General features: G+C 64.4%; 14 protein-coding genes. 2 read left to right on the top strand and 12 right to left on the bottom strand.

All coding sequences use genetic code 11. The features are described from left to right. Nucleotides 1-281: 281 nt before the first annotated feature. The 10 genes from NE850_RS03300 to NE850_RS03255 form a co-directional block, all read right to left on the bottom strand. Nucleotides 282-1,058, bottom strand: coding sequence for an amino acid ABC transporter ATP-binding protein (locus tag NE850_RS03300; protein WP_007177703.1), 777 nt, complete (start codon nucleotides 1,056-1,058; stop codon nucleotides 282-284). A 1-nt stretch (nucleotide 1,059) separates the two neighbouring features. Beyond that, nucleotides 1,060-2,055: an amino acid ABC transporter permease gene (locus NE850_RS03295; RefSeq protein WP_007177702.1), complete on the bottom strand. Its 996-nt coding sequence runs from the start codon at nucleotides 2,053-2,055 to the stop codon at nucleotides 1,060-1,062. Then, nucleotides 2,048-3,316: an aspartate aminotransferase family protein gene (locus tag NE850_RS03290; protein WP_007177701.1), complete on the bottom strand. Its 1,269-nt coding sequence runs from the start codon at nucleotides 3,314-3,316 to the stop codon at nucleotides 2,048-2,050. The genes NE850_RS03295 and NE850_RS03290 overlap by 8 nt, the downstream gene beginning before the upstream one ends. Before the next feature lie 35 nt (nucleotides 3,317-3,351). Next, nucleotides 3,352-4,263: an ABC transporter substrate-binding protein gene (locus tag NE850_RS03285; protein WP_007177700.1), complete on the bottom strand. Its 912-nt coding sequence runs from the start codon at nucleotides 4,261-4,263 to the stop codon at nucleotides 3,352-3,354. A gap of 94 nt (nucleotides 4,264-4,357) precedes the next feature. Continuing rightward, a complete protein-coding gene (locus NE850_RS03280; protein WP_007177699.1) occupies nucleotides 4,358-5,188 on the bottom strand; it encodes an ABC transporter permease in 831 nt (276 codons plus the stop codon). After that, nucleotides 5,185-6,075 (bottom strand): ABC transporter permease, encoded by an 891-nt coding sequence (locus tag NE850_RS03275; protein WP_007177698.1) that lies wholly within the window; start codon nucleotides 6,073-6,075, stop codon nucleotides 5,185-5,187. Before NE850_RS03275 ends, NE850_RS03280 begins: the two co-directional genes overlap by 4 nt. Next, nucleotides 6,072-7,262, bottom strand: coding sequence for an ABC transporter ATP-binding protein (locus NE850_RS03270; protein ID WP_157187712.1), 1,191 nt, complete (start codon nucleotides 7,260-7,262; stop codon nucleotides 6,072-6,074). The genes NE850_RS03275 and NE850_RS03270 overlap by 4 nt, the downstream gene beginning before the upstream one ends. Before the next feature lie 107 nt (nucleotides 7,263-7,369). Beyond that, on the bottom strand, nucleotides 7,370-9,385 hold the full coding sequence (locus NE850_RS03265) for a hydantoinase B/oxoprolinase family protein (RefSeq protein WP_310698437.1): 2,016 nt from the start codon (nucleotides 9,383-9,385) through the stop codon (nucleotides 7,370-7,372). A gap of 20 nt (nucleotides 9,386-9,405) precedes the next feature. Next, nucleotides 9,406-11,445 carry a hydantoinase/oxoprolinase family protein gene (locus tag NE850_RS03260; RefSeq protein ID WP_007177695.1) on the bottom strand — a complete coding sequence of 680 codons (2,040 nt, stop codon included), beginning with the start codon at nucleotides 11,443-11,445 and terminating at the stop codon, nucleotides 9,406-9,408. A gap of 63 nt (nucleotides 11,446-11,508) precedes the next feature. Then, nucleotides 11,509-12,558, bottom strand: a complete 1,050-nt coding sequence (locus NE850_RS03255; RefSeq protein ID WP_007177694.1) for an extracellular solute-binding protein — start codon at nucleotides 12,556-12,558, stop codon at nucleotides 11,509-11,511. Nucleotides 12,559-12,730: 172 nt separating this feature from the next. Here NE850_RS03255 and NE850_RS03250 point away from each other — a divergent pair, with 172 nt between their 5' ends. After that, entirely contained in the window at nucleotides 12,731-13,477 is a 747-nt protein-coding gene (locus NE850_RS03250; RefSeq protein WP_007177693.1) for an IclR family transcriptional regulator, read from the top strand. On the opposite strand, the gene NE850_RS03245 is transcribed toward NE850_RS03250, so the two are convergent. Together NE850_RS03245 and NE850_RS03240 are read right to left on the bottom strand one after the other, a co-directional pair. Next, nucleotides 13,452-14,870, bottom strand: coding sequence for an MmgE/PrpD family protein (locus tag NE850_RS03245; protein WP_165188635.1), 1,419 nt, complete (start codon nucleotides 14,868-14,870; stop codon nucleotides 13,452-13,454). The two genes, NE850_RS03250 and NE850_RS03245, sit on opposite strands and share 26 nt — an antisense overlap. 132 nt (nucleotides 14,871-15,002) lie before the next feature. Beyond that, nucleotides 15,003-15,887: a LysR substrate-binding domain-containing protein gene (locus NE850_RS03240; RefSeq protein WP_007177691.1), complete on the bottom strand. Its 885-nt coding sequence runs from the start codon at nucleotides 15,885-15,887 to the stop codon at nucleotides 15,003-15,005. 125 nt (nucleotides 15,888-16,012) lie between these two features. Here NE850_RS03240 and NE850_RS03235 point away from each other — a divergent pair, with 125 nt between their 5' ends. Next, a complete protein-coding gene (locus tag NE850_RS03235; RefSeq protein ID WP_310698436.1) occupies nucleotides 16,013-17,482 on the top strand; it encodes an aldehyde dehydrogenase family protein in 1,470 nt (489 codons plus the stop codon). The last annotated feature ends 8 nt before the right edge of the window (nucleotides 17,483-17,490 follow it).

Here is a 17,490-nt window from a genome sequence, read left to right as displayed (position 1 = left end):
TCAGCAGTGAAACTGCCTGGAGTCACTCGACGAACGGGCACCAAAGAATGACGAGGGCTTGCCCGCTGAGCGCAGGTTCAATCGAGTTCTTTGATGTTGCAATGTGCAATGCCGCTCCCGTGCGTGCGAGGTGCACCGCCGTCCCGCATGGATCAGGCGCGCGAGGATGCCGATCAGGTTAAAGCGATGATGCCGCGCAAGCGGGTCGCCTTCCGACCACCACTTTCGGTAAGGCGCAATCCTCGCACATGATGGAGGCGCGAGCCGAGCGCTGGCGCCGGCTACTTGAGTAGTTTGCGGAAAAACTCCTGCGCCCGCAACGTTCCCGCGCGATCGATCACGTCAGCGGGCGCGCCGCTTTCGACGATCGCGCCGCGATCCATGAATACGAGCGTATCGGCGACTTCACGCGCGAAGCCGATTTCGTGCGTGACGATGATCATCGTTTGCCCTTCGCGAGCAAGCGTCTGCATCACGTCGAGCACCTCGCCGACGAGCTCGGGGTCGAGCGCGGAAGTCGGCTCGTCGAACAGCAGCAGCTTTGGGCGCATCGCGAGCGCACGCGCGATTGCCACGCGCTGCTTCTGGCCGCCCGACAGCTCGCGCGGATACGCCTGCAGCTTGTCGGCGAGGCTGATCCGCGTGAGCAGAGCGCGCGCATGGGCCTCCGCTTCCTTGCGCGACTCGCCGCGCACGTGCATCGGCGCTTCGATCAGGTTCTCCAGCACCGTCATGTGCGGGAACAGATTGAAGTGCTGGAACACCATTGCTGTGTCCGCGCGCGAGCGTCCGGCTTCGCGTTCGCTCAGTTCGTGCAGGCGTCCGTTGCGCAGACGGTAGCCGACGAGCTGACCGTTCACGCGAATGCTGCCGCCATCGATTTTCTCGAGATAGTTGATGCAGCGGATCAGCGTGCTCTTGCCCGCGCCGGACGGTCCGACGATGCAGCATACTTCGCCGGCGGCGACGTTCAGCGTGACGTCCGACAGCACCTCGTGCGCGCCGAAGCGCTTGCACACGGCGTCCATCTGCACCATCGGCTGGCTTGCCATGTCCATGTCATGCGCTCCGTGCCGAACGTGCGGAATCGCCGCGGCGTAGCAGAAACTGCGGTTTGAGCGTGGCGACGACGCGGCTCAGGCCGTCGGTAGGCGGCGCGGAATGCACGCGGCGCAGTTTGCGTTCAAGCGTCATCTGCAGCGCCGTCAGCAATGTCGATGCGAGCAGATACCAGAGACTCGCGACGATCAGAAGCGGAATCGTTTCAAACGTGCGGCTATAGATGCCCTGCGCCGAATACAGCAGATCGCCGATCGCGAGCGTGCTGACCAGCGACGTCGCCTTCAGCATTCCGACGATCTCGTTCCCGGTCGGCGGAACGATTACGCGTAGTGCCTGCGGAAGGATGATGCGGCGGATCGTGCGCGCCGGCGACAGCCCGAGTGAATACGCGGCTTCGCGCTGCCCCGGATCGACCGAAAGCAGCCCGCTGCGCACGATCTCGGCCATATACGCGCCTTCGTTAAGCCCGAGGCCGAGCAGCGCCGCGACGATCGGCGTGACGATCGAATTGGTCTGCAAACTCGCGATTGGCGCGAAGAACGGCAAGCCCAGGTCGATCTGCGGATATAGCGCGGCGAGGTTGTACCAGAAGATCAGTTGGACCAGCAGCGGCGTGCCACGAAAGATCCAGATGTACAGCGCGGCGAATGCGGACACGATCGGATTCGACGATTGCCGCATCAGCGCCGCGATTACGCCGAGAATCATGCCGATTGCCATCGACGCGGCGGTCAAACCGAGCGTCCACAGAAAGCCGGTGAGGATCGTCTGGAACGTCAGGTACTTCCACACGACCGGCCATCCGTAACCGGGATTGGTTGCGACCGAATGGCCGAACCATGCGAGGATCAGCACGCTGACCACCGCCAGCGCCCAGCGCCCCCGATGCCGCGCCTTGACGATCGGCAGCGCGGGCGTCAAGGCTTCGGCGTTCGCGCGAGTGTCATGCGCGTGGCTCAACGGATCCGGAAGGGCGCCGTGCGACTTAGCCATGTCGTTCTCCGTAGACTTCGTCGACGGATGCATTCCAGATTTCGAGCGCCTTGTCGATCTCGTCGCGGTTGATCGTCAACGCGGGGATCATCCGCACGATGTGTCCTTGCGGGCCGCAGGTCAGCAGGATCATTGCGCGGCGCAGCGCAGCGGCGACGACCGCTTTCGACGCGGCCGGGTCGGGCGCGCCGTCGGCGGTGACGAATTCACTCGCCTGCATGAGACCCAGACCGCGCACATTGCCGATGCCCGCATGACGCGACGCCGTGCGCTCCAGCCCGTCGCGCAGCCGTTGACCCATTTCGCGGGCGTTGGCGACGAGGCCTTCTTTTTCGATCACGTCGAGCGTCGCGACCGCCGCGGCGCACGCCACCGCATTCGCCGAAAACGTGCCGCCCTGCGATCCGGGCGCGGCCTTCTGCATCAGTTCGCGGCACGCGGCGATGCCCGACAGCGGAAAGCCGCTCGCTATGCCCTTTGCGAACACGACGATATCCGGGCGCACGTCGAAGTGCTCGTGCGCCCAGAATTTGCCGGTGCGCGCGACGCCCGCCTGAACTTCGTCGGCGATGAGCAGGATGCCGTGCTCGTCGGCGCGTTTGCGCAGCCCCGCGAAGAATTCCGCCGACGCCGGCTGATAACCGGCTTCGCCTTGCACCGGCTCGATCAGGATCGCGGCGATCTCCGTCGGTGCGGAAAGCGTCGCAAGGATGTGATCGAGTTCGCGCAGACAGAAACGGTTAGTCGCCGCAAGATCCCAGCCGTAACGATACGGCGTCGGAAACGGCGCGACGACGACGCCCGGCGGCAACGGCCCCGACGCCGTCGCGCGAAATCGGGCGCCCGAGGTCGTCAATGCGGCCGCGCCGATCGTGCGCCCATGAAACGAGCCCTGAAATACCAGTACGTTCTGTCGTCCAGTGGCATTGCGAGCGAGCCGCACCGATGCCTCGACCGCCTCGGCGCCGGAGTTCGCGAAGAAGAACGCGTCCATGTCCGACGGCATGCGCGCGCCCAGCTTCTCCATCAATTCGAGCAGCGGCTCGTGTTTGACGATGCCGTATTGCCCGTGGATCAGCGTCTCCACCTGCTTGCGCGCGGCGGCGACGATGTCCGGGTGACAATGTCCCGTCGAGGTCACGCCGATGCCGGATGTCAGATCGAGGTACGCGCGTCCATCGCGATCGTAAAGATAGAGCCCCTGGCCGCGCGTCGCGACGATCGGCGTGGCCTGGACGAGGGCGGGTGAGAGTTGTGCCATACCGCAAATGCCTCGCAAAAAAAGGAAGAAGCGCGTTACTGCTTGAGCGGCTGGTTTTTCAACGGTGCGTTGAGAGCGCCATCGGCGAGGCCGTATTTGTTCAGGATCTGCAGATAGACGCCCGAATCCATCACGACCTTCATCGCCTTCATCAGCGGATCGACGAGCGGCGAATTCTTCGGCACCGCGATGCCGTAATACGGGCGGTCGCCGTATACGGTCTGACCGCCGTTGACGATTTTCAGCGACGGATTGCTCGCCGAATAACCATTGGTTGCCGAATCGCCGGAGACAGACTGGATGCGCCCGGAGGTGAGCGCGAGAATCGCCGCGCTTTGCGTCGGATACGCGTTCACCGTGACAGCGGGCTTGCCGTGTAACGTGCAGTAGTCGCTCGTCGATTTCGCCTGCGTTTCCGACGACGTGCCCTTCAGCACGCCGACTATCGTGCCGCACACGTCGTCCATGCTCTTCGGGCCTTTGGCGCCCTGCTTCGTGAGGAAGGACGTGCCGCCCTGGTAGTAGTCGACGAAATCCATCGTCGACTCGCGCGACGTGTAATCACCGATCGACGAGATGCCGACGTCGAAACGTCCGGCCTGAATGCCCGGGATGATCGCGGAGAAGTCGGTGTTGACGTTCCTGATCGGCACGCCGAGCACCTGGCCGAGCGCGTGAGATAGTTCGATGTCGGCGCCGGTCAACTGGTTCTTGTCGTCGAGGAAATCGAACGGCGGGTAATCGGATTCGGTCGCGGCGTTGACGACGCCCGCGTCCTTGATCTTTTGCGGCAACGACGCGTAAATCGCGTCGTCTTTCTTCAATTTCGAAAAATCGATCGTGGCCGTTGCCGCGTGCGCGGATGTGGCGGTGAATGCAGCGGTGATCAGCGCGAGCTTGATCGATCGCGCGTGCTGCTTCAGGTGGTGAGATGCTAGCGTGTTCATGTTGGTTGTTCTCCGTATGACGTGCAATCGAAAAGCGACGAACTCAAAATAGCACCGCAAAAACACCAGCAAAATCATTTCGACGACCGATGTTTCAATTGTTGATCGCGCGTAGCCCGTAAATCTTTTCGACAACGACGAGCAGCACGATCGCGATCAGCATCTGCACGGTGCTGATTGCCGCGATCGACGGATCGAACTGGTTTTGCAGGTACGAAAGCATCACGACCGGCAGCGTCGTCGTGGTTGCGCTCCCGAAGAAATACGACACGCCGAGGTTGTCGAGCGATATCAGCACGGAGAACAGCGCGCCCGCGAAAACGCCCGGCGAGATCAGCGGCAACGTGACGTGCGCAAAGCGCTGCCATGCGCTCGCGCCGAGCACCGACGCCGCCTCGCCGAAGCGCGGATCGAGGTTGCGGCACGCGGCGATCGTCGTGCGTAGTACGTACGGCACCGACACGCATGTGTGCGTGATCAGCAGCGCGACGAACGAGTTACCAATGCCGAGTTCCGACAGGTAATACAGCGACGACAGCCCGACGACGAGCGGCGGCACCGCGATCGGCGAGAGCAGGAATGACGTGACCGCGTTGGCGAGGCGCGAGCGCGACGTCGCGATGCCGAGCGCCGCCGGCACGGCGAACAGGATCGCGAACACCGTCGCGAGCGCGGCGATCATGAGCGACGTGATCAGCGAATCGGTGAACGGCCGGTACTCGAGAAAGCGCCGATACCAGCGCAGCGACATGCCATCGAGCGACACGGCGACGGTCTCGCCCGGCGTGAACGATGTCATCACGACGATCACGATCGGCGCCAGCAGAAAGATCACGAAGAGCGCGATATAGACGGCGAGTGCGGCGTCGCTCACCCGTTCCGCCAGACGCGAGCCGCCTTCGGGCTCGTTGACGAGCGTGCTCATGCGCGTGTCTCCGCGTGGTGGCCGGTGAGGCGGCCTTGCACATACAGACAGATCAGCACGACGATCAGGAGCAGATTGCCCATCGCGCTCGCGAAGCCCATGTCCTGTGCCTGACTGAACTGCTGGAAGATCAGCAGCGGCAACGTGACGACGCTGCCGCCGCCGAGCAGCAGCGCGCCGATGAAACTGCCGTTGATGATCATGAACACGATCAGACAGCCGGTGATGATCCCATCGACTGACAGCGGCAAGGTCACCAGCAGGAACGCGCGCAATGCGCCCGCGCCGAGCGCGCGCGCCGATTCTTCGAGCCGTGGATCGACCGAGCGCAGCACCGGAATGATCGACAGCACCATGAACGACACCATCACGTGAACGTTGCCGACATAGACGATCGCCGGGCCTTGCGTCATGCGCAGCGGCTGTTCGATCGCGCCGAGCAGCATCAGCGCATTGTTGACGAGACCGTGACGGCCGAGCAGCACGCTCCAGCCGAACGTGCGCATGATGATCGATGTGAGGAGCGGCATGATGAGCACGAAGAGCAGCGGCCCGGCCATGCGTCCCGCGCGGCGCACCATGAAATACGCGACCGGATATCCGGCGATCAGACACCAGAACGTCGTCCAGATGCTCATTTTCAGCGTTTCGAAAATGATGCCGACGTAGTAGGGATCGGTGAACAGCTTGTGGTAGTACGAGAGCGTGAACGCCGAATGCGCGCCCGGGATCGCTGAAATGCCGACGCTGCGCAGCGCGTTCTCATACAGCGGCATGCCGAAGAACAGCGCCAGCACGATCAGCGCCGGTGCGCACAGCACGACGCGCGGCGAGATCCAGAAGCGCCGACGCGGCGCCGCGCGCAGCGGGTTCGCGAGCGTGTTCATCGCGTGGCTCCGTCGCGTTCGTTCGGCTCCGCTTCGAGTACGACCAGATCGTCCTGGCCGATCGACACGCTGACCGCGTGGCCGGGCTCCAAGGCCGCCGTCGAATTCGACTGTTCGTACACGCTGAAGGTCTGCTTCAGCGACGGCACATCGACGCGGTACGCGTGCTGCGAGCCGCGAAACACGCGCGCCTGGATCACGCCGTCGAATGCGATCTCGCCATCGCGTGGCGCGCCGAAGCGCAGTTTCTCCGGCCGGACCGCAAGCTCGCCCGACGCGCCCGCTCCGAGCGGGGCGGGCAGCGCATGCGCCACGCGGCAAGTCACGCGTGCGTCGCCATGAGGCGCACCGACCGCGATATCGAGCCAGCCCTGTTCGCCGCGCGCGACCGAAAACGGCAGGATGTTCGCCGCGCCGAGAAATTCCGCGACAAAGCGCGTGCGCGGCCGGTCGTAGACGTCGCGCGGGGTGCCCGATTGCAGGATGCGTCCTTGATTCATCACGACGACGCGATCGCTCATCGTCAGCGCTTCTTCCTGGTCGTGCGTCACCATCACGCTCGTGATGCCGAGCTTATGCTGCAGCGACTTCAACTCGAACTGCATGCCTTCGCGCAGATTCTTGTCGAGCGCGCCCAGCGGTTCGTCGAGCAGCAGTACCGACGGATTCGTGACGATCGCGCGCGCCAGCGCGACGCGCTGCTGCTGGCCGCCCGACATCTGCGCGATGCGGCGATCGCCGAAACCGGGCAGGCGGATCAGATCGAGCATGCGCGCCACGTGCGGTGCGCGGTCGCGCTTCGGCACGCCCGCCATGCGCAGCCCGAACGCGATGTTTTCCGCGACCGTCAGGTGCGGAAACAGGCTGTAGTTCTGGAACACCATGCCGAGCCCGCGCTTGTTCGACGGCACGTTCGTCACGTCGCGCCCAGCGATGCGGATCGCGCCGGTGTCGGGATAGTCGAATCCGGCGATCAGACGCAGCGTGGTGGTCTTGCCGCACCCTGACGGCCCGAGCAGCGCGACGAGTTCGCCGGCCCGCACGTCGAGCGACAGGCTTTCGAGCGCGGTGATGGTGCCGAAGCGTTTGCTGACGCCTTCGAGCGACAACGGTTGCGAGCGCAGCGGCGTGGCGGGCGCGTCGGCGCCGGCCGCCGCGCCGGAGATCGAATTCGCGGATTGGAACATCGCGTGCCTCTTCTTCCAGTTTGTGAGCTTGCCGAACTTCATTACCGATCCCACCGCGCCGACTTCAAATCGAGGCGCAGTGCTGGATGCCGTGCCTCGCGCCTTCGTCACGCGTGCGCCGCCCGCTGCGTATCGAGCAGCTGCGGATACTGCGTCACGACGGCTTCGAAGATGTCGCGGATCGCTTTGCCGCCAGGCGCGAGGCGGCCTTCGGCTTCCCATGCGTCGAACGCATCGAAGATCTTGTGCTTCAGGAAGTGCCGCCACACCACCGGCGCATCGGTGAGAATCCGCGTCAGCACCTCATAGCGCTCGCGCGTCCAGCGCGCTTCGTACGCGGTGCGTGCGGCGCCGTAGTCGAAGTGCGGGGGGGGTGTGCCCGGTGCGTCGGCGCACAGTTCGGCGCGTCGTACGCGGGTCGCGTTCACGTCGACTCCGCCATCGCGCAGCGCGACGCCGTACAGCGCGAGCGCATCGCTTTCGCTCAGGTAGCCGCGATGCACGTCGGTCGCGACCATCTGCGGATCGCGTTCGTACGGATTGCCATAGCCGCCGCCGCCGCAGCCTTCGAGACGGATCACGTCGCCGGGGCCGCAGACGACGAGATCGGTGACGCCGAGGTTTTCTTCGCTCGCCGTGCCCGGATTGCGCGTGAAGCGCGACACCGCGCCCGCCTTGCCGCCCAGCACGCCCCACGACGCGAAGCGCGAGCGGTCGCGGTTGCGCGCGGTGACGAGCGTCCCCGGCGAGAACACGCGGAACTCCATCACCGTGCCGAGGCCGCCGCGATAGCGACCGGCGCCCGCGCTGCCCGGCACCACGCCGTACTTGAGGATGCGGATCGGCACTTCGGCTTCGTTGATCTCGACCGGCGTGTTGCGCAGGAATGCGACGTTGGCGCCCGACGCGTCGGAGCCGTCGCCGTGCGGCATGCCGCCCGCACCGCCGCCGACCGGACCAATCGCCGCGATCACCGTGCGGCCGTCGCTATCGACGGTGCGCACGTTGAGGATCGACATGCCGCCGGCGGGACACGCGGGCAGGCGATCCGGACACACCATCGAGAACGCGCCGAACGTCACCATCTGCGCGACCTTGCACGTCAGGCTGCGCATGCCGACCGCTGCGGGCGGCACGCAGTTCATGATCGTGCCCTCGGGCAGAATGCAGCGCGCCACTTTCAGCATGCCGATGTTCAGCAGCAGATCGGGCTGCAGCGAATAGAGCACGTAGTTCAGCCCGACCAGCGCCAGCACGTGGCGCTCCTTGCCGCCGGTCGGCATGTTCAGCGACGAATTGAGCTGTGGATCGCTGCCGGTGAAATCGAGCACCAGCGATTCGCCTTCGACCTTCAGCGTCAGCGCGACGCGCAGCGGCTTGCCGTTGACTGAATCCTCGTCGGCGAATTCGGCGAAAAAATACTCGCCGTCGGGCATGCCCGCGACGATCGCGCGCGCCTGCTCTTCCGAGTAGTCAATCATCGCGTGCATGCCGGCCTTGAAGTCGTCGATGCCGAAGCGCTCGATGATCTCCAGCACACGGCGTTCGCCGGTCATCAGCATCGCGATCTGCGCTTTCAGGTCGCCGCGGTTCTGCTCGGCGGCGCGCACGTTGATCGCCATGTGATCGAGCAGCGCTTCGTCGAGCACGCCCGCGCGCACGATCTTGGTCGGCGCCCAGCGGATGCCTTCCTGATAGATCTCGGTCAACGAGCGCGACAGCGACGCCGGCACCGCGCCGCCCATGTCGGTGTTGTGAATGTGGCCGCCGACGTAGCAGACGATTTCGGTTTCGTAGAACACCGGCTTCCACATCATCACGTCGGGTGTGTGCGTGGCGACGTAGCCACTGTACGCGTCGTTGGTCATGCCGATGTCGCCGGGCTCGTAGTGATCGATCGCGCTGATCACCGAGCCGAAGTCGAGACCCGGATACCACGTGGCACCGAGTGTCTTCGGCGACGCGAACGTATGGCCCTCGGGCGTCATGATGGTGCAGGAGAAGTCTTCGGTTTCCTTCACGAACGCCGAATGGGCGGTGCGCACGAGCGTGTAGGCCATGCTCTCGGCGGCCGCGACACAGTAGTTCGCGAAGATTTGCAGAACGGATCGGTTGAAGCTCATGGATGCATGTCCTTGTGATGTCACTGCGCCGACAGCAGCAGGTTGCCGTATTCATCGACCACGGCTTCGAAGCCGGGCAGCACGCAGGTCGTCGTGTCGTCCTGCGTGACGATCGCCGGGCCGTCGAAACGCTGACCGGCCAGCAGCGCGACGCGGCGGTACATCGGCACGGTGCGCCAGGCGCCGTCCAGATACACGTCGATCATCGCCTCGACGGGCGGCGCGCCTTCGCCGCGTTCGATCTTCGGCATGTCGGGCTTCGGCGTCGGCAGACTGATGACCAGACGCAGGGCGACGACCTGCACGGACGAGCGCTCGTCGCTGTGCCCGTAAAGACGGTGATGCTCGCGATGGAACGCATCGGCGATCTTCGCGAGATCGCCCTGGAAAATCGATTGCGGGTCGAGCGGCGTGTCGACTTCGAACGACTGGCCGCGATAGCGCATGTCCGCGGACACCGTCATTTCCGCGCCCGTGTCCGAGCCGGTTTCGCTGACGATCCATTCGCGCGCCTGCTGTTCGAGCACCGACAGATCGCCTGCGAGCTTGGTGAGCGACGCGGCGTCGAGCGGGTAATACGTGGTGCGTACAAAATCGTTTTTCGTATCCGCGATCAAGCCGCCGAGCGCGCTCAGCACGCCCGGCGTCGTCGGCACGACGAGGTGCTTCATGTTCAGCGCGCGCGCGAGGAAGCCGCCGAGCATCGGCCCCGCGCCGCCGAACGGCATCAGCGAGAATGCGCGCGGATCGATGCCGAAGCGCGACACGATGCGGCTCACGCCACCGTACATGCCCGACACCGATACGTCGATGATCGCTGCCGCCGTCTGATGTACGTCCATGCCGAGGCGTTGCGCGAGCGGTTCGAGCGCACGGCGGCTCGCGTCCACGTCGACCTGCACCGCGTTGTAGCCGAGCGACGCGCGGCCGAGCACGCCGATCACCGCGAACGCATCGGTGATCGTCGGGCGCGTGCCGCCGCGGCCGTAGCACACCGGACCGGGATTCGAGCCCGCGCTTTCCGGGCCGACCTTCAACACGCCGAAATCGTCGACCCACGCGATCGAGCCGCCGCCGTCGCCGATCGACGAAACGGACACCGAAGGAATGTGGATCTGGAAGTCGCCGATATATTCGCCGGTCGCGTATTGCGGTTTGCCATCGACGATCAACGCGACGTCGGCGGTCGTGCCGCCGATGTCGAGGCTCATGCAGTCCTTGATGCCGCACATACCGGCGAGATACGACGCGCCGATCACACCCGCCGCCGTGCCCGACAGGATCATCTGTACGCAGTTGCTCTTGCCGTTTTCGGCGCTCATCACGCCGCCGTTCGACTTCGTCACCTTCAGGTCGGCGCCGACGCCGCTTTCGGCGAGCGCCGCCTGCAGGCGCGTCAGGTATTGCGACACGCGCGGCTGCACGTAACCGCCGATCGTCGCGGTCACGGTGCGTTCGTATTCGCGGATGATCGGCCACACTTCATGCGAACACGACACGAAGAAACCGGGCGCGGCTTTTTCGATGATCGCCTTGACGTGCTGTTCGTGCGCCGGGTTGCGATACGAATGCAGCAGCGAGATCACCACGCCTTCGCACTTCGCCGCCTGCAGCTCGCCGAGCGCGGCGAGTACGCTGGCTTCGTCGACCGGCGCTTCCTCGGTGCCGTCGGGACTCATGCGACCATCCACGCCGAACACGCGGTCGCGCGTGACGAGCGGTTCCGGGCGGCGCGACATCAGGTGATACATGTCGGGAATCTTAAGACGCGCTATGTCGAGCACATCCTCGAAGTTGCGCGTCGTGATCAGAGCGAGACGCAGCCCTTTGCGCTGCACGACCGAATTCACGCCGACCGTCGTGCCGTGCGTGAAATACACGACGTCGCGAGCATCGATGCCGAAGCGGTCGCGCAAGCCCTGCATCCCGTCGATCACTTCGCTGCCGGGGGAATCCGGCCGCGAAAATACCTTGAGTGTGCGGGTCGTCCGCGTCTCGTCGTCCAGCACGGCGAAGTCGGTGAACGACCCGCCGATATCCACTCCGATTCTCAGCCCCATTGCTTTTTTCCTGTCCGGTTGCGTCTGCGTTACTGCCGATCGGTCTTCAGTGCCTCACGGCGCTCACCGGCCGATCTGCTTGTTCCAGGCCTCGATCCACTGCGGCACGTACCTGCCGATGTCGTCGAAATTGACCCAGATCGATCCATCCACCGTCGCGATGCGTGGCTTCACTTTCGCGTTGTAGGCCACCTTCGTGTTCGACGCGGTGTACTGCATCGCGTTGGCGAAGCACGTCTGGCCTTCGCTCGACGCGAGCGTGTTGAGGAACTGCGTGCCTAGCGGCGAGCCGTTCTTTACTTTTACCGCCATGTTCGGAAAGGCGACCGAACCCGGCGACGGGTTGATCCACGCGATGTCCGGATTGGTCGTGTCGTGCTCGGCCCACGCGCGGCCGTCGTAATACATCGCGATGTCGATATCGCCGTTGCGCATCGCGTTGAGCGGCGCGTTCGGATCGCTGAAGAACGTCACGTTCTTGCTGTCGCGCATGCGCTTGACCTGGTCGAGCGCGGGCTGGATGTTGGTCGGCGAGCCGCCGTAGAGTTGATTGAACAGCGTGATCAGACCGGCGGGTGTCGCAACATAGTTGATGTCGGGAAGGCCCGCCTGGTACTTGCCGGCGACCACGCCGTCGACGAATTCCTTCCATGACTTCGGCGGAATCTTCACGCGCTTGGTGCTGTACATCAGGCCGAAATCGCCGTACGTGATCGGAAAGCCGTAACCGTGACCGTACGCGACCAGACGCGGATCGAGTTGCGCGAGATTCGGCACTTCCTTCACAGTCACCGGATCGAGAAGCTTCCGTTCGATCGCGATATGCGTCGCCTCGGGTGTGCTCACCATCACGTCGATCGGCGGTCTGGCCGGATTCGCGGCAACCTGATTCACCCATTGCAGCGGATTGCCGAGCGTCACATCGACGCTCTTGCCGGTCTGCTTCTCGAACGGTTCGACGAAGCATTTGCGATAGGCCTTTTCCCACGTGCCGCCGAACGCAGTCACAGTGAGATCGGCGGCATGCGCGGTGTGAGCGGCGCACAGCACGGAGAGCGTCAGGACGGCGGCGCGGCAGGACAGCGGAAAGCTTCGGGAGGCGAGTCGCTTCATTCTTTTCCTTTCGGTTGAACCATCGGAACACCGGACGCTGCCTTCCGGCAGCGCTGCCTGATCCACGAGTGCGGCTTGCGATCGTTCCTTATGTGTGCCACTATACGGAACGACGTGCTTCATCGTGGTACAAGGTAGCACGCGAGTTTTTTGATCGCAAGGCGCCAAAAAAATGAACAGTCTGCTAAAGAGCATTGAAATCATCGAAGCGGTGTCCGCGCATCAGCCCGTCGGCGTCGGCGAGTTGTCCAAGCTGTTGCAGATGCCCAAATCCAGCGTGCAGCGCGTGTTGCTGACCTTCCAGGAGGCCGGCTGGCTGCGTCAGGCGAGCGGCGAATTCACGCGTTGGGAAATCAGCCCGCGCGTGCTCGGCGTACGGCCGAACGCGTTGAAGGGCGGCGCGTTGCAACGCGCGGCGCGCGAGCCGATGCAGGACCTGTGCAACCTTGTCAACGAAACGGTTCATCTGTCGATTCCGGACGGCACCGATGCGATGGTTCTGGTCGAGGAAAGCGAGTGCAAACAGTTCGTACGCACCGCCTATTCGATCGGCAACGTGTCGCCGTTCCACGCTACCGCGAACGGACTCGCGCTGCTCGCGTTCATGAACGAACGGCAGATCGCGACGATCCTCGCGCGCGATCTGCCGAAGTACGGCGACCGCACCATCAACGATCCGGCGCTGATTCGCGAGGAAATCGCGCGCATTCGCGAGCGCGGCTACTCGATCAACCTCGGCCAGTACCGCCGCGCCATCTACGCGATCGGCGCGCCGATCTTCGACAGCAACGGCATTGCGGTCGCGAGCATCTGCATCTCGATGCCCGAGCAGCGCTTCACCGAAAGCCGTATCGACGAATGGGGGCGCGCGGTGATGGACACGGCGGCGCGAATCAGCACGGGCGGCGTTCAGGTGTAAGCGTTTCGGGCGAGGCGAACAGCGCGTTCATCAGATCGCGCGCCGGGTAAGTTTCGAGTTGCATGACGACGGCGAGAGCGCGTTCCGCCGCTGCCAAGCCGATCAACGGCGCGAGCGTGCTTCGATACTTCGAGACGGTGTCGTCGAACGTCGTTGGTTCCCGCCGTTGCGAACCCCGCGGCTCCGTGAGCACACGTTCTTGCGTCGAGCCGTCCTTCAGCATGACGGCGACGCGCGTCGGGATCGACATGTCTGCGCGGTGCTGCCGATCGAGCGCGGCGTCGTGATGAATGTCGATCTTCGCGAATAGCGCGCGGATGGCCGCGGATTCGAAATCGGGCGTGCGCAGCGCGGCGTTGAAGTCGTCGGCGACGCACGCCGACGCAATCAGAAAGCGCGCGTTGAACTGCGCATCGACGAGATTCGTCGGAAAGGGCGAATCGAGCGTACCGACGAACTCGCGGAACGAATGCACGTCGATGTGTTCGATCTGCGTGACGTCGAACGACGGCTTCATCTGCAGGATGGCTTCGAGCGCGGGATGGGCCCAGCGGCAGCACGCCCACGGCTTGAATTCGACGCGGCGGATCCACCAGTCGTCGCCGGGCATGGTTGAGAGACACTCGGGGCGCAGGCGATCGGAGCCGTAGGTTTTCCAGAAGCCGAAATTGCGCGAGAAGAAATGTTGATCGCCGATGAATCCCTCTTTCGCGAGACACGCCGACTGCACGCCCGCCGCGGCCGCCGCGCCGTAGCCGTTCTTCAGCCACGTGTAACCGCCGGCCGGATTCGCACGCACGATCGACGGCAGCGGCGCCTGCTGCGCGGCGAGTCCGAAGCCTTGCAGCCATTGGTCGCGGTTCAGACCGAAGAGTCGGCCCGCCGCGATGAATGCGCCGAACATCTGCCATGTCGCATAGCCGATGTCTTTCGACGGTGCCGCGTCGCTCGGGCACAGCATCGCGCCGATTCGCAGGGACGCCTCATATGCGATCACGACCGCGTGCAGCAGTTCGCATCCGCTGCGCGCGAGCAGATGCGCGCATGCGAGCGCCGGACCGATGATCGTCGCGCCAGGATGCGACGGCGCTTCTTCGCGGAAGCAGTCGTCGAAATCGAGGATGTTCGCGGCGTTTGCATACAGCGTCACCGCGTCGAAGAGGCCCGCCCGCCCGGCGTTGCCGACGGGAATCGGACGATCCCCCTGGCCGACGGAATTGACTGCGAGCACACGCGCAAAGGCGTCCATCTGTGCGGTCTGCAAACCCGCGCGGAAACACGCGATGCCGTCGAGCAGGCATTGCTTGCCTGCCTTCAGCGCATTGTCGGGAATGGCGTCGAAGCGGTGCGTGACCAGCCAGTCGACGAGACCGGTGAAGCCTTGAGCGGACATGATGTACAAGCGGGCGTGCCGATGAGGGCGCCCGGCGGATGTCACGGATGTCAAAGGCTAGGGGCGACGATATTGACCGTCAAATACGCTTTTGACTGACGGCGATTCGCTTTTGATATGCGGTGGTGCGAGTCAGTCCGTGCTTTCGCGCACCGCGTCGCCGAACGCCTTGGCCAGCATGTTCATCGGAAGATTGAGCGGATACACGAGATAGGTCGAGAACTCGATCTGCGGCAGGAACGGCAGGATCGCGAGCTCGCCGGCATATTCGCGCGCGACGACCGGATTCGATACGCTGACGCCCATGCCGCGCGACACCATCCGGCAGATCGCCGCGGCGAAATGCGATTCGTACGCGAGAATGCGTTTCTCCTCGCCGCCGATCTGGCAGGCGTCGTCAATGCGCTTGCGCATCACGTCGCTCGATTTCAGCGACAGGAAGCGCTCGCCGGCGAGATCGGCGGGCGTGACGGCGCCAGTGTGTTGCGCAAGCCGGTGATCGGGCGGCGTAATGCACACGCCGAGGCTGCGACGCGCGACCTCGTGCGCGACGCTCGTGCCGTTGAAAATTTCCGACGCGATGCCGACGTCCGCATAACCGGTGGCGAGCCACTGGCACACCGTCAGCGAATCGGCGACATGCAAGGTGACGTCGACATCCGGGAACCGCTTCGAGAAGAGATAGATCGCGTCCGGCACCGCGACGATCGCCATTGACGGCACTGCCGCGACCCGCAGCCGGCCGCTCCCCCGCTTGCGGATCTGATCCGCTTTTTCCTCGAGACCACGCAGGCTCGCGAACGTGTGCTCGACGTCCCGAAAGAACACCTGGCCTTCGAGCGTCGGCATCAGCTTGCCGATCTGCCGTTCGAACAGCTTGATGCCGATGCGCCGCTCAAGCTGCCCGATCACGCGGCTGATGTTCGACTGCGAAGTATGCAGATCCTTGGCCGCCTGCGTCATCGACCCCGACAGCATCACCGCGCGGAACGCCTGTACTTCACGAAAATTCAGCATCGGAGTCGGGACATATCAAAAAGGCATGGGCCACGATTATATGCGCATTTGTCAAAGAAATATGGCGTTCCTACACTCGCCGCAACCTGATCAATTGCTCGCTCACCCGTGCTCTGGAGCCCCCCATGCCGGACTTCGACCCGAAACAGATTGCCGCGCCGAGCGGCCACTTCATCGGTGGACGGCTCACGCCTGGAGAACCCGTGATCGACGTGTTGCGGCCGTCCGATTGTCAGCCGATGGGCGGCATTCCCGACGCGAGCGATGACCTCGTCGATCAGGCAGTCAACGACGCGCATAGCAGCTGGCGCGCGAGCGGCTGGGGCACGCGCTCGCCGCGCGAACGCGCGCGCGTGCTGCTGCGCTGGGCCGATCTGATCGATCGGCATGCCGACGAACTCGCGCGTCTCGAAGCGGTCGGTTCGACGCGTCCGATCAGCGAAGCGCGTACGTTCGACGTGCCGTTCACGTCCGACTGCATCCGCTTTTTCGCCGAATGCGCCGACAAGTTCGGCGGCGATGCGTTGCCGACGCGTCAGGACAGCCTCGGTTTCGTCGTGCCCGAGCCGTACGGCGTCGTCGCGGCAATCGCGCCGTGGAATTTCCCGCTGTCGATGGCGTCGTGGAAATGCGGGCCCGCGCTTGCGGCAGGCAACGCGCTGGTGCTTAAGCCGTCGGAGATGACGCCGTTCTCGATCCTGCGCGTCGCCGAACTGGCGATCGAAGCGGGCGTGCCCGCGGGCGTCTTCAACGTCGTGCAGGGACGTGGCCAGAGCGCGGGCGCGGCCCTCGTGCGGCATCCGCTGATCGGCAAAGTGTCGTTCACCGGCTCCACGCATACTGGCGCGGCGATCATGAGCAACGCGGCGCAGCATGGCACCAAGCCGGTCACTCTCGAACTCGGCGGCAAGAGCCCGCAAATCGTGTTCGACGATGCGGGCGACATCGACGCGCTCGCGCAACGGATCCTGCGCGGCTTCACGTCGAACGCGGGCCAGGCGTGCGTGTCGGGTACGCGGCTGATCGTGCAGCGCGGCATCGCCGATCGGCTGATCGATGCGGTGATCGCGAAGGCCGCCGCGCTCGAGCCGGGGCCGACGTGGCGCGAATCGACGCGCTTTGCGCCGATCATCAGCGAGGCGCAGGCGACGCGCATTGACGCGGCGGTGCAGGACAGCATCGCGAGCGGCGCGCATGCGCTTTGCGGCGGCGAGTACTTCGACACCGCGGGCAAGGGTTTCTATTATCGGCCTACGCTGCTCGCGGGAGTCGATCGCGACTCGCGCGCGGTGCGCGAGGAAATCTTCGGCCCGGTGCTGACCGTGCAGACCTTCGACGACGAAGACGAAGCGCTTTCCCTCGCCGATCACCCCACTTACGGTCTCGCCGCCGGCGTTCACACGCAGGACATTGGCCGCGCGTTGCGCGCGATGCGCCGCATTCAGGCCGGCACCGTGTGGATCAACCGTTTCGGCCGCACCTACGACTTCATCATCCCGACCGGCGGTTTCAAGGGCTCGGGCATCGGCAAGGATCTGGGCCGGGAGGCGTTCGAAGCGAACTTTCGCTACAAGGCGGTGCTGATCGATTTCTGAATCCGGGC

It is taken from the genome of Paraburkholderia sp. USG1 (assembly GCF_031570135.1).
Taxonomy (GTDB): Bacteria; Pseudomonadota; Gammaproteobacteria; order Burkholderiales; family Burkholderiaceae; genus Paraburkholderia; species Paraburkholderia dioscoreae.
Note: the sequence above shows the minus strand (reverse complement) of the source record. Positions and strands in the feature narration are given on the sequence as shown.